Raw genomic sequence first — 16,537 nt, 5'->3', positions numbered from 1 at the left:
GCTCATGGGCGCTCATGAGGCGACCACCTGGAGCCATACGGGCAGCAGCAGGAGGGAGATGACCGAGCTCTTGATGACGAGGGACGCGGAGAGGTCGACGCCCACGTCGTAGCGTTGGGCGAAGATGAACAGGTTCTGCGGGGTGGGCATGGCGGCGATCAGCACGAGGTACGCCAGCCACTCGCCCCGCACGCCGAAGAGCATCCCGCACACCGCCCAGGTCAGCAGCGGAAAGGCCAGGCACTTGAAACCGATGAGGGCCATCTCCTCGCGCGTGGTGCCCCGGACGTCCAGGCCGAGGCCGCCGAGGTGGAGGCCGAGCGCGAACAGGGCCACCGGGGAGGCGCTGTCCCCGACGAAGGCCGCGCCGTCCAGGACCACGGCCGGGACGTGCACCGAGAGGAGGTTGAGCAGGATGCCCGCGTTGCAGGCGAGGACCAGCGGGGTGGCGAGCGAGGCGCCGACGGCGCGCGAGAGGCGTCGTCCCGGACCGCCCACGGCGGCGCCCTCACGGCCCAGTTCCATGAGGGCGATGACCACGAGGGACAGCACGCAGACCTGGAACAGCAGGATCGGGAAGATCGGCGCGGCGGTGCCGAACACGGTGATGAAGACGGGGACGGCGAAGTAGGCGGTGTTCACCTGGACGCCCGCCATGACGCGCAGCGCGACGGCACGGGGCTCGCGGATGCCGTAGGCGACGGCGCCCGCGGCGACCGCGGCCACGGCGATGGCGGCCGCTCCGGCGTAGCCGCCGATCGCCCGCCAGTTGAACAGGGCGGCGAGGTCGCTGGCGTAGATGTTGCCGAAGAGGTAGCAGGGGACCGCGAAGAGGAAGGCGTAGTCGGAGAAGGCCTTGGAGGCCTCGGCCGGGACGATCTTGCGGCGGGCGAGCAGGACCCCGCCGCCGAAGGCCAGCAGCACCGGTACGAGCTTCTCCAGCGCGGCTGCCCCGCCCATGTTCCCGTCCCCCATGATCGACTGCCGAGCAGCCTACCCGTACGTCCTTCGCGCCCCGGAGCGGGCGGCCGGTCGGGGGCGGGCGGCAGCACGACGGGAGACGCAGAGCGCCGCTCCCCGAAGGGAGCGGCGCTCTCGTCGTGTACCGGTGCTCCGGGTCAGGCGATCGAGGCGGCGACGATCGCGGCCACGGCGAGGTTGCAGGAGGCCGAGACCCAGACGGCCGGGTGGGGCTCCGGGTCCACGACGATGGCGCCGAGCTTGCCCGGGGTGACCAGATCGAGCACCAGGAAGGCCAGCGCCATCAGGATCAGGCCGAGCACGCCGAAGGCCGCCGTCGACATCAGGCCCTTGCCGAAGTCCTCGTACGTGGTCCAGATCGAGGTGAAGACGATCCCGCCGATGCCCAGGAGCGCGGAGCTGAGCAGGACGGCCGCGTTGCGGTTGCGCTCCTCCCAGATCTGCTTCGGAAGCTTCCCGGGCGTCAGCACGTCCACGAGGACGATGCCGAGGATCAGCAGCACGAGGCCGAGCGCGCCGTAGGCGCTGGTGCGGCCAAGTCCGTTGATGATGTCGCTCATTGAGAAGCCTGTCTCCGCGTGGGTAGGAAAGGATGTGCCGTGGGGGCTGGCCGAATCTATCGCACGGCCCGGGAGCGGACCATGGGGAGGTCGGCGCATGGTGAGGGTCAGGGCCGCGCGCGCGGACGAGGCCGAGGATCTGACGGCGCTGGTCATGCGGTCGAAGGCGCACTGGGGCTACGACGCCGGATTCCTCGCCGTGTGCGCCGGGGAACTGCGGATCCGCCCGGACGAGGTGACGGCCCGCCGGATCGTGGTGGCCGAGGACGGAAGCGGATCGGTGCTCGGGCTCGCCTCCCTGGAGGGGACTCCCCCGCGGGCGGCCCTCGGGCTGCTGTTCGTCGAACCGGCCGTCATCGGGCAGGGGGTGGGGCGGCTGCTGTACCGGGACGCACTGCGCCGGGCCGTGGAGCTCGGGGTCCGGGAGCTGGTGATCGACGCCGATCCGCACGCGGCCGGTTTCTACCGGGCCATGGGAGCGGTCGGCACTCCGGACGGCCGCGACGACGGCTCCGGCGACCACGGCTCCCGCCCGGGAACCGAGCACGGGCCGGGCCGCCTGGTGCGGTTCGAGGTGGCGCCCGCCCCGCTCGCCGGCTGGGCGCGGGCCTGGACCGGTGGCGGACGGGCGGTCCACCTGGGCAACGTCGCCGAGTTCAACGCGCAGTTCGCGGACGCCTCCCTGGACCGGGAGCAGCGGGACGCGCACCACTACGCCTGCCTGGCCGCCTTCTACAGCCCCGACCCGGCGGCCCTGGTGCTGCCCCGGCCGGTGCCGCGGGGCTGGATCGAGCTGGTCGGGCGCCAACTGGGCTGGTCGGAGGTCGAGGTGTACGACGGCCTCGCTGAGGGTCCCTGTGACCCCGGTGGTCCCGGTGGTCCCGGTCTGTCCGATGCCGTACGGGCCCGCCCGGCGCTGGCCGCGCTGCTGACCGGGGCCGGGCTGCCCCTCGTACCGTGGGGGCTGACGCGGCCGTTCGGGCGGCTGACCGGCCGCCCGTGGGAGGCCCGGGAGCTGCGGTACGAGTCGAAGTCCGCGGCGCACGGGCTCTTCGGGCGGATCCTGGCGGGCGGCGGGCATCCGGGGATCGTGCTTCCGGCCCAGTGGCGGGCCGACACTCGCAGGGCCGCGATCCGGATCCTGTCCGCGCGGGCCGCGGCGGGCGAGAGCAGTGTTCTCAAATCGGAGCACGGTGTCGGCGGTTCGGGCACCACGGTGCTCACGCCCGCACGGGTCCGGGCCGCGGGCGGGGTCCGCGCCGTGGTGCGGCGGCTGCCGCGGGGGCCGCTGCTGGTGGAGGAGTACGTGAGCGGCCCCGGGCCGGACGGCGGCCCGCGGGACCTGACCTACGACGGGTTCGTGGACGCTGCGGGCCGCCCCCACGAGGTCGGCGGCGCCGTCATGGACGTCGAGGACGGCTGCTACGCGGGGGCCACGGTGGGCCCCGGGGTGGTACCCGCCTGGGCGGAGAAGCCCCTGGCCGCCTTCGGTGCGGCGGTGGGCCGGGAGCTGGCGGCCTGCGGATACCGGGGCTGGTTCGACGTGGACTTCGTCGCCGACGGCGCGGGCCGCCTCGCCCCGACCGAGACGAACCTGCGCCTGACCGGCCCTTCGATCGCCTTCATGGTGGCGGCCCGGCTCGACGCGCTGCGGGGCGCCGGGCACCTCGTACGGATCGCCGACCGGGTCGAGCTCGGCGCGCGGCTGCCCGAGGCCCAGCTGGACGAGCTGTGCGCCGAGCTCGCGCGGGGCTGCGCGGCGCTCGGCGCGGTGTTCGTGCCGGCGATCCCGACGGGCGCCTTCGAGCCGGCGCCCTGGCTGGGTGCCTTGGTGGCCGCGCGCAGCACGGAGGTGCTGGACGCGGCCGAGGCGCTGGTGCGGGCAGGGGCCCTGGCGGTGGGAACGGTGTTCGGGCCGGCCGCGGCGAGACCCTGAGCCGCGGCCCGGCACGGCCCGTGCCATGCCGTGCCGGCCCGCGCCTCGCCGGGCCGTGTCAGTCGTCGAAGTCGAAGGGGCTGGGCGGTTTGGCGGTGACGTAGGCGGCGACGACGCCGGCCGCGATCATCAGGGGGATGTTGAAGGTGTAGACGAGCGCGGCCTGCCGTGACCAGTCCTGTTTGGCCGCGAGGCGGTAGAGGTTGTCCTGCGGCCACCACGCCATCAGCAGGTAGGCCACCGACAGGTGCGCGGCCGCCGTGAGGGCGCGGCCCCGGCCCCGCCGGGGCATCCGGGCACGGCCGGAGAACAGGAACACCACGCCGACGCCGAAGGCCACGCACTCGAAGAGGTAGAGGACGAAGAAGAGGAACGCCCAGGGCTGCGGCACCCCGGTGAGGTCGGTCGAGCCGGGCCAGAAGACGTTCGTGAGGATCAGGGCGACGAGGCCCAGCCCGATGCCCCCGCACCCGCCGGCCACCAGCGCCGGGAAGGGACCCGTCGGCCCGGGCGAGCGCACCCCCGCCTTGCTGCCTGCCGCGCGCTGGGCGGGAGCGCCGCCCAGGACGGGCAGGGGCAGGGCGGCGCGGTCCTCCTGCCCCGCCCGGTTGCGGGGCAGGGCCCGCAGCGGGACCAGCCTGAGCGGGACGTCCTCCCGGGCGAGCTTTCCCGTGAGGTACGCGCGCAGTTCCTCGACGTCCGGGAGCCCGGCGCTCGGGGGCCACGCGGGGGCGCCGGGGCGCGGGGTGACGTAGGCGACGAGCCGGCGCGGCCCGCGCGCGCCGTCGACCTCTCGGAGGATCACCGCGCCGATGCCCTCGTGGCCCCGGATGAGGGATTCGACGGGGTACGGGTCGAGCGAGCGCCCGCCCGGCAGGGTGATCCGGTCGCGGATCCGGCCCCGGTACTCCAGCAGTCCGTCCTCGCGCAGCAGCCCGAGGTCGCCGGTGGGTATCGGGTCGCCGCCGCCCGGCGGGCTGAGGTGGATCTGGCCCTCGCGGACCTCGACGCGGCAGCCGGGGAAGGGCCTGCCGAGCAGGGATCGCTGCTCTGGGCCGTCGAGGGGGCGCGGAAGCTGCGGCAGTTCGAACCAGGTGCCGGCGCCGGCGCTCTCGGCGAGCCCGTAGACGTTGAGGACGCGTGCGCCGGGCCGCAGCGAGGTCTGGAGGGCCGCCAGTTCGTCGACGTGGAACCGGTCTCCGCAGACGGCGACCAGCCGCAGCGAGCCGAGCCCGTCGCCGTGCGCACGGCCGGATCTCGGGGCGGGCACCCGCGGCTGCGGGTCCGGGGCCGACAGGTGGACGGTGTCGGCGGGGCCCGCGTGGAGGACGGTGACCCGTTGGGCTTCGACCGCCGCCGCGATCGCCTCGCCCTGCCACGGTGAGCCTGCGGGCAGGACGAGGGCGCCACCCGAGCACAGGGCGCGCGTCCAGCCCGCGGCGAAGGCGGTGACGTCCGGCCCTGCCGTGATCAGGTGCCGGTCCTGCGGGGTCAGCCGGGCCACCTCGGCCCAGCTCTCGTACGCGCCGAGCAGCAGGGAGTGGGGCACGGGAACGGCGCGCGGCTCGGCCGCCCCGGTGAACAGGATCGCCGCGGTGGCGCCGGGCCGGGCGTCCGGCCGTACGGCGGCGGGGTTGTCGGCCGCGCCGGCGCCCTGCGCGCCGAGCCGGATCACGCGCCGGCCGCTGCCGTCGTCCAGGGCGGCCTCGTGGGTGGCGTGGGTGAGCAGGACGTCGGGCTGGGCGGCGGCGAGCTGCCGCTGCCCGGTGCGGGGGTGCTCGACGTCGACGACGGCGTAGGCGCCGCCGGCCTTGAGGACGGCGAGGAGAGCGACGACCAGTTCGGTCTGCTGGAGGGTGGCGACGGCGACGCGGCCGCCCGGGGGCAGGCCGGAGGCGAGCAGGTGGTGCGCGAGCCGGTCGGCCCGCGCGTCGAGCTGCCCGTAGGTCAGGACCTTGGGGCCCGCGACGAGGGCGTCGGCCTCGGGCGTGTCGCGGGCCCACTGCTCGAAGCGGTGCAGGACGGTGTCGGTGGCGGCCTCGCCGAAGCGTACGGACTCGGATCCCTGCGTCATGGACCGATGATGACACTGGGCACCGACAGCGGCCAGGAATCGGCAATCGCCGGTCGGGCGAGCGGAGTTGACCGGCCCCGCAGGGGTGGTGCGGGCGCGTTCCTTGACCTCGACCAAGGTTGAGGTCCTACCGTTCGGACCATGGACATGGAAGTCACCGCCTGGACATCGCTGCACAGCGCGATGAACGCCCAGCAGGACCGGCGCCCGCTCTCCCGCGCCAGCCTGCGCCGCGTCGCCGCCTTCGCCCGCCCGCACCGCCGCGGGCTCACCCTCTTCCTGCTGCTGAGCGTGGTGACCGCGCTGCTGGCGGTGGCCACACCGGTGCTCGCCAGCCGGATCGTCGACGCCATCGTGGCCGGGCGGGACAGCGGCGCGGTCACCCGTCTCGCCCTCCTCATCGCGTTGATCGCCGTGGTGGAGGCGGGGCTCGGACTGCTGACCCGCAGGCTCTCGGCCACCCTCGGCGAGGGGCTGATCCTGGACCTGCGGACGGCGGTGTTCGACCACGTGCAGCGGATGCCGGTCGCCTTCTTCACCCGGACCCGGACCGGGGCCCTGGTCAGCCGCCTCAACAACGACGTGATCGGCGCCCAGCGGGCGTTCAGCAACACCCTGTCGGGGGTGGTCGCCAACACCGTCACCCTGCTGCTGACCCTCGCCGTGATGCTGAGCATCTCCTGGCAGATCACCCTGCTGGCGTTGGTGCTGCTGCCGGTGTTCGTCCTGCCGGCCCGCCGGATGGGGGCGCGGATGGCGTCGATGCAGCGGGAGGCCTCGGCCCTGAACGCCGCGATGGGCACCCAGATGACCGAGCGGTTCTCCGCTCCCGGCGCGACCCTCGTCAAACTGTTCGGCCGCCCCGCCGACGAGTCCGCCGAGTTCGCCTCCCGGGCGGCGCGGGTGCGGGACATCGGCATCCGTACGGCCATGGCCCAGTCGGCCTTCATCACGGCCCTCACCCTGGTCTCGGCGCTGGCCCTCGCGCTCGTCTACGGGCTCGGCGGGTACTACGCCCTGCGCGGGACCCTCGACGCCGGTTCCGTCGTCGCCCTCGCCCTCCTCCTGACCCGGCTGTACGCCCCGCTCACCGCGCTCGCGGGCGCCCGCGTCGAGGTGATGAGCGCGATGGTGAGCTTCGAGCGGGTCTTCGAGATCCTCGACCTCAAGCCGCTCATCGCGCAGAAGCCGGACGCCCGACGGGTCCCGGAGGGCCCGGTGGCCGTGGAGTTCGACCGGGTCTCCTTCGGCTACCCCGCCGCCGACAAGGTCTCGCTCGCCTCCCTGGAGGAGGTGGCCACCCTGGACGTCCGGGGCGGCACGCAGGTCCTGCACGAGGTGTCCTTCCGCGCCGAGCCCGGCCAGATGGTCGCCCTGGTCGGCTCGTCCGGCGCCGGCAAGTCGACCATCGCGCAACTGCTGCCGCGGCTGTACGACGCCGACGCGGGCGCCGTCCGGCTGGGCGGGATCGACGTACGGGACCTCACGGCCGACTCGATCCGCGAAACGCTCGGCATGGTCACCCAGGACGGGCACCTCTTCCACGAGTCGGTGCGGGCGAACCTGCTGCTGGCGCGGCCGGAGGCCACCGAGGAGGAGATCTGGGAGGCCCTGCGGCGTGCGCGCCTCGACGGGCTGGTCGCCTCCCTGCCGGACGGCCTGGACACGGTCGTCGGGGAGCGCGGGTACCGGCTGTCGGGCGGGGAGCGCCAGCGATTGACCATCGCGCGGCTGCTGCTGGCGCGGCAGCGGGTGGTCATCCTGGACGAGGCCACCGCCCACCTGGACTCCACCTCGGAGGCGGCGGTGCAGGAGGCCCTGGGCGAGGCGCTGGCGGGCCGGACCGCGGTGGTGATCGCGCACCGGCTGTCGACCGTGCAGGCGGCGGACCTGATCCTCGTGGTCGAGGACGGCCGGATCGTGGAACGGGGCGTGCACGCCGAGCTGCTGGCGGCGGGCGGCCGTTACGAGGAGCTGTACCGCACGCAGTTCGCGGCGGCCGGCGCGGCTTCGGGCGGCGCCGTACCGGCCCCTGGCGCATGATGCTGTGATGGACATCAAGCTGGAACTGGTCGCGGTGCCCGTGACCGATGTGGACCGGGCCAAGGCCTTCTACGAGAAGCTCGGCTTCCACGCCGACCACGACGTCGTGGTGAGCGAGGACATCCGTTTCGTCCAGCTGACCCCGCCGGGGTCAGCCTGCTCGATCGCGATCGGCAAGGGGCTCACCCGGATGACCCCGGGCTCGCTGGACAACCTGCAGGTCGTCGTGAGCGACATCGAGGAGGCGTACGCCGACCTCAGGGGCCGGGGCGTGGAGGTGACGGAGATCCAGGACATGCCGTGGGGGTCCTTCGTCTACTTCTCCGACCCGGACGGCAACGGCTGGGCGGTCCAGCAGACGACCCCGCGCACGGCGGCCGGCTGACCTTCCGGCGCCCGGCCCGGCCTCGCGCGGTGCGCGCGGGGCCGGGCCGGCTGTGCCGGTGAACCGTGCCTACCGCGGGCGCTCAGCTCTGCGCGGCGGCGTGGTGGTGGTGGTGGTCGAGCTCCCACGCGTGGTGCTTGAACTCGTGGCGGAAATCGGCGTGGTCCTCCCACTGGCGGGCGATGCCGCGCAGGACGTCCCAGTTGTGCTCCACCGACTGGTCGATGACGCGCCGCATGGCGGGATCGGCCGCCGCCCGCTGGTCCAGAAGGCCCTTGATGGCCGAGGCCTCCAGGACGGAGTTGCGCAGGGCGCGCAGCGCACGGGAGGTGTCGTCCATCGCGAAGCCGTGTTCGCTGCCGGTCTCCGCGTCGAACAGCGGGGTGAGCCGTGCCTCGATGAACGCGGTGATCCGCTCGAAGTGCTGCACATCCATCAAGGACTCCTTCTCGTGCCGGACCACCACGTGTCCCCGGCGTCTCCACTGCGTTTCCCGTTCGCTTCATTATCCAGCAGTGCCCGCGACCGGTGAAAACGGACGGAGCCCGTCCATGGGCGTCGCCGGAACCGGCACCAACTCCCCGCGTGCGGCCGCGATTTCACGGTGATCTATGTTGAGATCCACGGCGACGTGGGAACGGGGGACCGGTGGACGAGAACGCGCGGCTGGCGGAGCGATTCGAGGAGCACCGCTCACATCTGCGAGCGGTGTCCTACCGCATGCTCGGCTCGCTCAGCGAGGCCGAGGACGCCGTACAGGAGGCCTGGCTGCGCCTGGCCCGTTCCGACACGAGCGACGTCGAGAACCTCGGCGGATGGCTGACCACGGTCGTCTCGCGGGTGTGCCTGAACATGCTGCGCTCGCGCGCGTCGCGGCGCGAGGACTCCATGGACGCCTACCCCACCGACCCGGCCGTCAGCCGCGAGGACGCGGTCGACCCCGAAGAGGAAGCGGTACTGGCCGACTCGGTCGGGCTGGCGCTGCTGGTGGTGCTCGACACGCTGGCGCCGGCCGAGCGGCTCGCGTTCGTCCTGCACGACCTGTTCGCCGTGCCCTTCGAAGAGATCGCCCCCCTGATCGAGAAGTCCCCGGCCGCGACCCGCCAGCTCGCGAGCCGCGCCCGCCGCAGGGTCAAGGGCGCGCCGGCGGTTCCCGACGCCGATCTGACGCTCCAGCGGCGCGTCGTGGACGCCTTCCTGGCCGCCACCCGCGGCGGGCACTTCGACGATCTGGTCACCTTGCTCCATCCCGACGTGGTGCTCCGGGCCGACCCGGCCGTCGGCCCCACCCCGCGGCCCGTCGTCATCAGCGGCTCCGTCACCGTGGCCCGGGGCGCGATGGCCGCGATGCAGCGGGCGCAGTCCACTCAGCCCGCGCTGGTCGACGGCGTGGTCGGTCTCGCGATGGCGCCGCTGGGACGTCTGTTCCTGGTCCTGGCCTTCACCATCTCGGAGGGCCTGATCACCGAGATCGAGGTCATCGCGGAACCGGAGCGCCTGGCCGGGATCGATCTCGCCGTTCTCGATGCGTGAGGCCCGGCGGGACACGGGAGGGGGAGCCTTGAACGCGTACGCGTGGATGCGCTTCAGTGGTGGCACACGGTCCGGTGTCGGCGGGGACGGCGAGGTGACAGCGTGGTGGACGTGAGCACCCGACGGGTGATCGTGGTGATGGGCGTGGCCGGGACGGGCAAGACGACCGTGGGCCGGCTGCTCGCGGAAGCGCTCGGCGTCCCGTACGCGGAGGGCGACGCCTTCCACCCGGCGGCCAACGTCGCCAAGATGTCGGCCGGCACCCCGCTGGACGACGCGGACCGGTGGCCGTGGCTGGACGCGATCGGCGAGTGGATCCGCAGCCTCGCCGGGCAGCGGGGGGCAGTGGTCGCCGCCTCCTCGCTCAAGCGGGCCTACCGCGACCGGCTGCGCGCCGCGGACCCGGGGGCCGTGTTCGTTCACCTCAGCGGTGAACGGGCGCTGATCGAGGAGCGGATGGCGGCCCGCAGGGGCCACTTCATGCCCCGCGCCCTGCTGGAATCGCAGTTCGCCGCGCTGGAACCGCTCCAGGACGACGAAGCCGGCGTCGTCGTCGAGGTGTCCGGCTCCCCCGAGGAGATCACGGGACGGGCCTTGGCCGCCCTGAACGCGCTGGCCGACCCAGCCGATGCGACCGAGCCGGCCGAGCCGACCGTCCAGCGCCGCCTGGCCGCGCCCGAGCGGAACTGAGCGAGGCGTCCCCGGACGTCACCGGGCCCGGCTCACCGCGGCCGGTCCCCCGCTTGCGTGAACTCGCCCTGGCCGAGCTGGGCGGCGGCCAGGGCGAGGCCGCGCGCCGCCGCCGCGCAGCGGTCGGCGAGCGCCGCGACCTCGGCGCGCGGGGCGTCTCCCGCCAGTGCGGAGGCCGTCGCGCGCATCCCGTCCGCGTGCGCGCGCAGCGCGGCCGCGTGCCCGAGCAGGCCGTCGGCGGGTGGCCGGGGCGCCGGGCGGGGCGGCAGCGCCGTGAACCTCCGGCGCGTGGGGGCGCGCCGGACCGGGGGCAGTTCGGGCCGTCCTACGGGGCGTGCGGGCAGGGCCGGGCCGCGGTCGCAGAAGGCCCGGAACGCGGCGCCGAGCCCGAGGAGCGGTTGGGCGGTCTCGGCCCGGCCGGTGGCGACCTGCCAGCCGGCGTGGTCGTTGAAGGGGTTGCCGTCGGTGAGGGCGTTCCAGGCGAGGATGTCGGCGAAGGACGGGGCCAGCAGGGCGAAGGCGTGCCCGGCGCCCCGGTCGCGCATGAGGGAGCGGAACAGCCGCACGGCCTCGGCCTGGCGGCCCGCGGCGGCGGCCCGCAGCACGGCCGCCGCGGCGGGGTCCTGGAGGAGTTCGGGACGGCAGGCGCCCGCGGCCCGGATCCGGGCCTTGAGTCCGCAGACGGCGATGCTGACCGCGAGGCTCTCGCGGCTCGTCAGGATTCCGGCGAGCCGGCCGGCCCGGGCCACGCCCCGGCCCCGTGGGGCCCATCCGAGACCCTCCGGGTCGGTGAGCGTGCGCAGCAGGGTGCGCCAGCCGAGCCGGGTGCGGCCTCCCCGGGCGAAGGCGGCCGCGGGCAGCCGGGCGCCGAGAGCGAGGGCCGAGGCGTAACGGGCGGCCTCGCCGACCGCGTCGGCGGCCTCGGCAAGGGCGCGGCACGGGGCGTCGAGCGGGTCGACGTCCGGGTCGGTGAACGCGGAGGTCGCGGCGTCGGGCATGGGATCCTCGGGTGGTTCGACGGGGCGAGACGACAACGGCCGGTGACATCGGGATCACCGTACGTCCCGACCCCCGACCGCGCGCCCCGAGCTACCCCAGGGGGTCCACCGGGACCGGCAGCGGCGCGGCGTCCGGTCGGGCCGCGGGCGCCGCCGTGCCGCAGCGCCCGGCACCGGGCCGACGCGGGGCCCGTCTGATCCGCAGGGCGGCGGCCTCCCGGGACTGCATCCGGGATGTCACTCAACCGGCCGTCAGGGAGCGCTGATCGGCGCGAAAAGCGCCTCGCGGAAGGCGGTGCGCAGGGAGGCGGTGCCCAGGCAGGCCGGGCCGGCGGCCGGGAGGAGCAGCGCCCAGCGGTGGTGGCGCGGCGAGACCCAGAGGGCCGGGCCGCCGCCCTGCGCGGCGTGGTGGCACCAGACGCCGTGCGGTGCGGGGTGCCACAGGAGTCCGCGGGCGGGGGTGAGTTCGCCGGTGCGGATGCGGAGGGACTCCGTCACCCAGGTGCGGGTGAGGGCCGCGGAGCCGGCCGTGTCCGCCGGGGAGAGGAGGTGGCTCTGGAAGCGGACGAGATCGGCGAGGGGCGCGAGCAGGGTGCCGTCGGCGAAGCGGGTGCCGGTCATGCCGAGGGGGCCCCAGACGCGGGTGGTGGCGAGTTCGGCGAGGGTGGCGTCGCCCAGGTGCTCGGCGAGGCGGGTCAGGGCCGCGGTCCCGTCGGCGCGGGTGAGCAGCTGGTGGGCCGTGGCCGCGCGGGAGGCGTCCGCGGCGGCCGCGTCCCCGTAGGCGGCCAGCGGGGTGTGCAGCCGCAGCGCGCCCTCCTCCACGAGGCTTCCGACGACGGGCCAGAGTGCGAGGACGGGAGCGAGCCCGCCGACGTCGCAGGCCGCGTTCCCGTCTTGTCGGGGCGACGACGCGTGCACGCCGTCCGGGCCGCCGACGGCCCAGACCGCCCCCGGGTCGGCACTGTCCACAAGGGCCCTGATGTCCTCGGCCTGGTCGCTCAGGAGCGTCATGGTCGCCCAGGTTAACGAGCCCGCGCCCGCTCCCCCGGCGCGTCGGGGCCCGGTCGCGCCCCCGCCACCCGAATGCCCGTCCCTCCGCCGCCGGCCGGGGCGCCCGGGTGCGTCGCGGTGCGCGTGACCGCCCCGGGCGTCCGCCCAGTGGCCTTTCCCGGCCGGGCGGGCCAGCCTGAAGGCATGACCGCGCCCGCCGAGCCACCCCCCGGACAGCCCACCGGCCGCCCGACCGAACCGCCGACCGGCCCCCCGAGCGGGCCGCCTGCGCGACCCCCCACGGGCCAGCCCGCCGACGCGTCCGCCGGACCGCCCGCGACACAGCCCGCCGGCCCACCCGCCGACCCGCCCGCGCCCAGCGTTCCGCTCGGATCCGCGCGCGGCCGGTGGATCCTGGTGGCCACCGTGCTCGGGTCGGGCATGGCCCTGCTGGACTCGACGGTGGTCAATGTCGCGCTGCCGCGCATCGGACTCGACCTCGGCGCCGATCTGGCGGTGCTCCAGTGGACGGTCAACGCCTATCTGCTGACGCTGGCCGGGCTGATCCTGGTCGGCGGGGCGCTCGGCGACCGCTTCGGGCGGCGCCGGATCTTCGTCCTGGGCGTGGTGTGGTTCGCGGTGGGCTCCCTGCTGTGCGGCATCGCGCCGAACGCCGGGGTGCTGGTGGCCGCCCGCGCCCTGCAGGGCATCGGCGGCGCCCTGCTGACACCCGGCTCCCTGGCCCTGATCCAGGGCTCGATCCGGGCCGAGGACCGGGCCCGGGCGGTGGGTCTGTGGTCGGGTCTGGGCGGGGTGGGCGCGGCCGTGGGGCCGTTCCTCGGCGGCTGGCTCGTGGACGGGCCGGGCTGGCGCTGGGTCTTCCTGCTGAACGTGCCGGTGGCCGCGCTGTGCGTGCCGATGGCTCTGCGGCACGTACCGGAGTCACGGGATCCGCAGGCGCACGGGCGGTTCGACGTCCTCGGGGCGGCGCTGGGTGCGGCGGCCCTCGCGCTGCTCACCTACGCGCTGATCGAGGCGCGGTCCGCGACCGGGCCCGTGCTCGGCGCGGCGGTGGGCGGCGGCCTGGTGCTGGCCGCCGCGTTCGTGTACGTCGAGCGGCGGCGGGCCGATCCCATGGTGCCGCCGGCCATCTTCGCGTCGCGCCAGTTCACCGCCGTCAACCTGGTCACGCTGTGCGTGTACGCGGCCCTCGGCGGGTTCTTCTTCCTGGTCGTGCTCCAGCTCCAGGTCGTGGCCGGGTACTCGGCGCTCGCCGCGGGCGCCGCGATGCTGCCGACCACCGCGCTGATGCTGCTGCTGTCGGCCCGCTCCGGCGAGCTCGGGGAGCGGATCGGGCCGCGGATCCCGCTCACCGTGGGGCCGCTGTTGTGCGCGGCGGGGACGCTGTTGATGTTGCGGGTGGGGCCGGGGGCCTCGTACGGGGCGGACGTGCTGCCCGCGATGTTCGTGATGGGCATGGGGTTGGTGACCTTGGTGGCTCCGCTGACGGAGACCGTGCTGGCCTCGGTGGACCCGGGCCGGGCGGGGCTGGCCAGCGGCATCAACAACGCCGCGGCGCGCGCCGCCGGCCTGCTCGCGGTGGCGGCGCTGCCGCTGCTGGCCGGGATGGGGCCCGAGTCGTACCGCTCGGCGACCCAGTTCGACAGCGCCTTCGGGGTGGCCATGCTCTGGTGCGCGGGGGTGTTCGCGGTCGGCGCCGTCGTGGCCTGGGCGACCGTACGGACACCAGGGGCCGGCGCGGCGCACCACCAGTGCCGCACGCAGTGCTCGGTGACGGCGCCGGCGCTCGAACCTCCGCCGGCCGCGCCGGAGAAGAGGTGACCGCCCTGAAGGCCCGGGCCCTGGGGCGGGGTGGCGTCCGCCGCCCGGCGGTGCGGCAGCCGGCGGCCGGCTGATCCCCGTGTGCTGGAGCGCGACGGCCGATCTCGCGGCGGGCACGGTCATCACCGCCGTCGGACTGGTGTGCGTGGCGCGGGTCGTGCGCGCGCGGCGGCCCCGCGATCTGCCGGTCGCCGCGCTGCCGGTGCTGCTGGGCGCGCACCAGCTGGTGGAGGCCGCCGTGTGGAGCTCGGGCGGCGGCTGCTCCCCGGCCAGCACGGCCTGGGCCGTCATCGCCCTGCCGCTGCTGGCGCTGTGGGTGCCGGTGGGCGTGCTGCTCGCGGGGGCGCCGGGCGTCCGGCGGCGGCTGTGGGGGCCGGTGGCCGTCGGCGTCGCCACGGCCGCGGTGCTCTCGTACTGTCTGGCGACGCGGCCGGTGACCGCCGAGATCCGGGGGCGCACCCTCGGGTACGGCGTGAATGTTCCGTGGATGCCCGTGGTGCTGACGGGCTATCTCCTCGCGACGCTGGGCGCCCTGGTGCTCGCCGGGGACCGGCGTCTGCGCCTGCTGGGCGCGGTGCTGGCCGCCGGGGCGCTGGCCTGCTCAGCGCTGTGGCGGCTGGAATTCGCCTCGACCTGGTGCGCATTCGCGGCGGTCGCCTCCGTGCTGGTACTGGGTTGGGTCCGCCACCGGGGGCCCCGCCCTTTGCCATATGATCGACCGAAAGTTACCTAGACGCATGTAGTGACTTCACAAGCGAGCGGCAGTAGAACTCGTTCCCATTCACCCCCACGAACGAGGAGCTCGCATGAGCGAAAAAGCCCTGCCCGGAAGAGGTTCTCACGGCATTTCACGCCGCGGGTTCCTCGGAGCAACAGGTTTCACTTTGGGGGCCATGGTCCTGGCGCCCCGCATCACCCCCGCCCGGGCGGCCGTGGGCTCCGCCGCAATCGGCGACGGCGCCCACGTGCCGGCCCTGGTCATCGGCACCGGTTACGGCGGCTCCGTCGCGGCCCTGCGGCTCGCGCAGGCGGGCGTGGACGTGCAGATGGTCGAGATGGGCATGTCCTGGGACACCCCCGGCTCGGACGGGAAGATCTTCCCGAAGGTGACCAGCCCGGACTACCGCTCCTTCTGGCTCCGGACCAGGACCAAGGCGCCGCTGAGCAACTTCCTCGGCTTCCCGATCGACAAGGACGTCCCCAAGTACACGGGGATCCTCGACGCCGAGGACTTCGCCGGCATCACCGTCTACCAGGGCCGCGGGGTCGGCGGGGGCTCGCTGGTCAACGGCGGCATGGCGGTCACGCCCAAGCGCGCGAACTTCCAGGCCGTCCTGCCCTCGGTGGACGCCGACGAGATGTACGGCACCTACTACCCGAGGGCCAACGCCGGGCTCGGGGTCGGCATGATCGACCCGGTCTGGTTCGAGACCGCCGACTGCTACCAGTTCTCCCGCGTGGGACGCAAGCACGCCCAGCGTTCCGGCTTCGCCTGGACCTTCGTGCCCGACGTGTACGACTGGGACTACATGAAGCGGGAGGCGGCCGGCACCGCCACGAAGTCGGCCCTGGACGGCGAGATCCTCTACGGCAACAACCACGGGAAGAAGTCCCTGCTCCAGACCTACCTCGCCCGGGCCGCGGCCACCGGCAAGGTCGCCATCTCGGCCCTGCACAAGGTCACTTCGGTCTCCCCCGCCGCCGGGGGCGGCTACACCGTCACCATCGAGCAGATCAACACCACGGGCGACACCGTGGCGACCAAGAACGTCACCGCGGACCGCGTGTTCTTCGCGGCCGGCAGCGTCGGCACCAGCAAGCTCCTGGTCAAACTGAAGGCCACGGGGGCCCTGCCGAACCTCAACAGCGAGGTGGGCAAGGGCTGGGGCGAGAACGGCAACGTCATGTGCGGCCGCGCGAACCACATGTGGGACCCGACCGGCAAGCTCCAGTCGACCATCCCGTGCTCCGGCATCGACAACTGGGACGCGGGCGGCGCGTTCGCCGAGGTGGCCCCGCTCCCCACCGGGATCGAGACCTACGCCTCGTTCTACCTGTCGATCACCAAGAACCCCAACCGCGCCGAGTTCACCTGGAACGCCGCGACGGGCAAGGCCGACCTCAGCTGGCAGACGGCCTGGAAGCAGCCGTCGATCACCATGGCCAAGACCATCTTCGACAAGATCAACGCGAAAGAGGGGACGATCTACCGGACCGACCTGTTCGGCGGCAACAGGATTTGGCACGACACCCTCACCTACCACCCCCTCGGCGGCGTGGTCCTGAACAAGGCGACCGACAACTACGGGCGCCTGCACGGCTACACCGGCCTCTACGTCATCGACGGGGCGCTCATCCCGGGCAACGCCAGCGTGAACCCGTTCGTCACCATCACGGCGCTCGCCGAACGGAACATCGAGAAGATCATCGCCACCGACCTCTAGCCCGCGCACAGCCGAAGCCGGGGCCGACCGGACACACCGAGCGGCCCCGGACCCCGACCGG

At 74.4% G+C, this 16,537-nt stretch carries 14 protein-coding genes; 8 read left to right on the top strand and 6 right to left on the bottom strand.

The features are described 5' to 3' along the window. Positions 1–12: 12 nt before the first annotated feature. Both ACF059_RS14815 and ACF059_RS14810 read right to left on the bottom strand, forming a co-directional pair. On the bottom strand, positions 13–960 hold the full coding sequence (locus tag ACF059_RS14815) for an AEC family transporter (RefSeq protein WP_392056349.1): 948 nt from the start codon (positions 958–960) through the stop codon (positions 13–15). Positions 961–1,118: 158 nt separating this feature from the next. Beyond that, positions 1,119–1,541 carry a DUF350 domain-containing protein gene (locus ACF059_RS14810; protein ID WP_366869290.1) on the bottom strand — a complete coding sequence of 141 codons (423 nt, stop codon included), beginning with the start codon at positions 1,539–1,541 and terminating at the stop codon, positions 1,119–1,121. 97 nt (positions 1,542–1,638) lie between these two features. On the opposite strand from ACF059_RS14810, the gene ACF059_RS14805 reads away from it, so the two are divergent. Continuing rightward, a complete protein-coding gene (locus ACF059_RS14805; RefSeq protein WP_392056346.1) occupies positions 1,639–3,477 on the top strand; it encodes a GNAT family N-acetyltransferase in 1,839 nt (612 codons plus the stop codon). Positions 3,478–3,535: 58 nt separating this feature from the next. Here ACF059_RS14805 and ACF059_RS14800 read toward each other — a convergent pair whose 3' ends face one another. Further along, entirely contained in the window at positions 3,536–5,551 is a 2,016-nt protein-coding gene (locus ACF059_RS14800) for an AMP-binding protein (RefSeq protein ID WP_392056343.1), read from the bottom strand. Positions 5,552–5,692: 141 nt separating this feature from the next. On the opposite strand from ACF059_RS14800, the gene ACF059_RS14795 reads away from it, so the two are divergent. Both ACF059_RS14795 and ACF059_RS14790 read left to right on the top strand, forming a co-directional pair. After that, on the top strand, positions 5,693–7,594 hold the full coding sequence (locus ACF059_RS14795) for an ABC transporter ATP-binding protein (RefSeq protein WP_392056340.1): 1,902 nt from the start codon (positions 5,693–5,695) through the stop codon (positions 7,592–7,594). Between the two features lie 7 nt (positions 7,595–7,601). Further along, positions 7,602–7,979: a VOC family protein gene (locus ACF059_RS14790; protein ID WP_392056337.1), complete on the top strand. Its 378-nt coding sequence runs from the start codon at positions 7,602–7,604 to the stop codon at positions 7,977–7,979. An 82-nt stretch (positions 7,980–8,061) separates the two neighbouring features. On the opposite strand, the gene ACF059_RS14785 is transcribed toward ACF059_RS14790, so the two are convergent. Beyond that, positions 8,062–8,415, bottom strand: coding sequence for a hypothetical protein (locus ACF059_RS14785; RefSeq protein ID WP_392056334.1), 354 nt, complete (start codon positions 8,413–8,415; stop codon positions 8,062–8,064). Positions 8,416–8,627: 212 nt separating this feature from the next. Between ACF059_RS14785 and ACF059_RS14780 the strand changes: the two genes are divergently transcribed. Continuing rightward, positions 8,628–9,512 (top strand): sigma-70 family RNA polymerase sigma factor, encoded by an 885-nt coding sequence (locus tag ACF059_RS14780; RefSeq protein ID WP_392056331.1) that lies wholly within the window; start codon positions 8,628–8,630, stop codon positions 9,510–9,512. A gap of 111 nt (positions 9,513–9,623) precedes the next feature. Next, positions 9,624–10,202: a gluconokinase gene (locus ACF059_RS14775; RefSeq protein WP_392056328.1), complete on the top strand. Its 579-nt coding sequence runs from the start codon at positions 9,624–9,626 to the stop codon at positions 10,200–10,202. 32 nt (positions 10,203–10,234) lie between these two features. Here the strand turns inward: ACF059_RS14775 and ACF059_RS14770 are convergent, their stop codons facing one another. Further along, entirely contained in the window at positions 10,235–11,200 is a 966-nt protein-coding gene (locus tag ACF059_RS14770) for a hypothetical protein (protein WP_392056325.1), read from the bottom strand. A 252-nt stretch (positions 11,201–11,452) separates the two neighbouring features. Beyond that, positions 11,453–12,211, bottom strand: coding sequence for a hypothetical protein (locus ACF059_RS14765; RefSeq protein WP_392056322.1), 759 nt, complete (start codon positions 12,209–12,211; stop codon positions 11,453–11,455). Positions 12,212–12,601: 390 nt separating this feature from the next. Here ACF059_RS14765 and ACF059_RS14760 point away from each other — a divergent pair, with 390 nt between their 5' ends. The 3 genes from ACF059_RS14760 to ACF059_RS14750 all read left to right on the top strand — a co-directional run bounded on the left by ACF059_RS14760 (position 12,602) and on the right by ACF059_RS14750 (position 16,476). Then, a complete protein-coding gene (locus ACF059_RS14760) occupies positions 12,602–14,032 on the top strand; it encodes an MFS transporter (protein ID WP_392056714.1) in 1,431 nt (476 codons plus the stop codon). A 79-nt stretch (positions 14,033–14,111) separates the two neighbouring features. Continuing rightward, positions 14,112–14,765, top strand: coding sequence for a DUF6629 family protein (locus ACF059_RS14755; RefSeq protein WP_392056319.1), 654 nt, complete (start codon positions 14,112–14,114; stop codon positions 14,763–14,765). 73 nt (positions 14,766–14,838) lie between these two features. Beyond that, positions 14,839–16,476 carry a GMC oxidoreductase gene (locus ACF059_RS14750; protein ID WP_392056316.1) on the top strand — a complete coding sequence of 546 codons (1,638 nt, stop codon included), beginning with the start codon at positions 14,839–14,841 and terminating at the stop codon, positions 16,474–16,476. Positions 16,477–16,537: the final 61 nt, after the last annotated feature.

This window comes from Streptomyces sp. NPDC016562, assembly GCF_043076955.1.
Classification (GTDB): Bacteria; Actinomycetota; Actinomycetes; order Streptomycetales; family Streptomycetaceae; genus Streptomyces.
Note: the sequence above shows the minus strand (reverse complement) of the source record. Positions and strands in the feature narration are given on the sequence as shown.

What these genes read in the sequence shown, in the direction of transcription:
- ACF059_RS14805 (WP_392056346.1), top strand. Translation starts at nt 1,639, where the DNA reads ATGGTGAGGGTCAGGGCCGCGCGCGCGGACGAGGCCGAGGATCTGACG.
- ACF059_RS14815 (WP_392056349.1), bottom strand. Translation starts at nt 960, where the DNA reads ATGGGCGGGGCAGCCGCGCTGGAGAAGCTCGTACCGGTGCTGCTGGCC.
- ACF059_RS14765 (WP_392056322.1), bottom strand. Translation starts at nt 12,211, where the DNA reads ATGACGCTCCTGAGCGACCAGGCCGAGGACATCAGGGCCCTTGTGGAC.
- ACF059_RS14785 (WP_392056334.1), bottom strand. Translation starts at nt 8,415, where the DNA reads ATGGATGTGCAGCACTTCGAGCGGATCACCGCGTTCATCGAGGCACGG.
- ACF059_RS14770 (WP_392056325.1), bottom strand. Translation starts at nt 11,200, where the DNA reads ATGCCCGACGCCGCGACCTCCGCGTTCACCGACCCGGACGTCGACCCG.
- ACF059_RS14800 (WP_392056343.1), bottom strand. Translation starts at nt 5,551, where the DNA reads ATGACGCAGGGATCCGAGTCCGTACGCTTCGGCGAGGCCGCCACCGAC.
- ACF059_RS14795 (WP_392056340.1), top strand. Translation starts at nt 5,693, where the DNA reads ATGGACATGGAAGTCACCGCCTGGACATCGCTGCACAGCGCGATGAAC.
- ACF059_RS14790 (WP_392056337.1), top strand. Translation starts at nt 7,602, where the DNA reads ATGGACATCAAGCTGGAACTGGTCGCGGTGCCCGTGACCGATGTGGAC.
- ACF059_RS14750 (WP_392056316.1), top strand. Translation starts at nt 14,839, where the DNA reads ATGAGCGAAAAAGCCCTGCCCGGAAGAGGTTCTCACGGCATTTCACGC.
- ACF059_RS14810 (WP_366869290.1), bottom strand. Translation starts at nt 1,541, where the DNA reads ATGAGCGACATCATCAACGGACTTGGCCGCACCAGCGCCTACGGCGCG.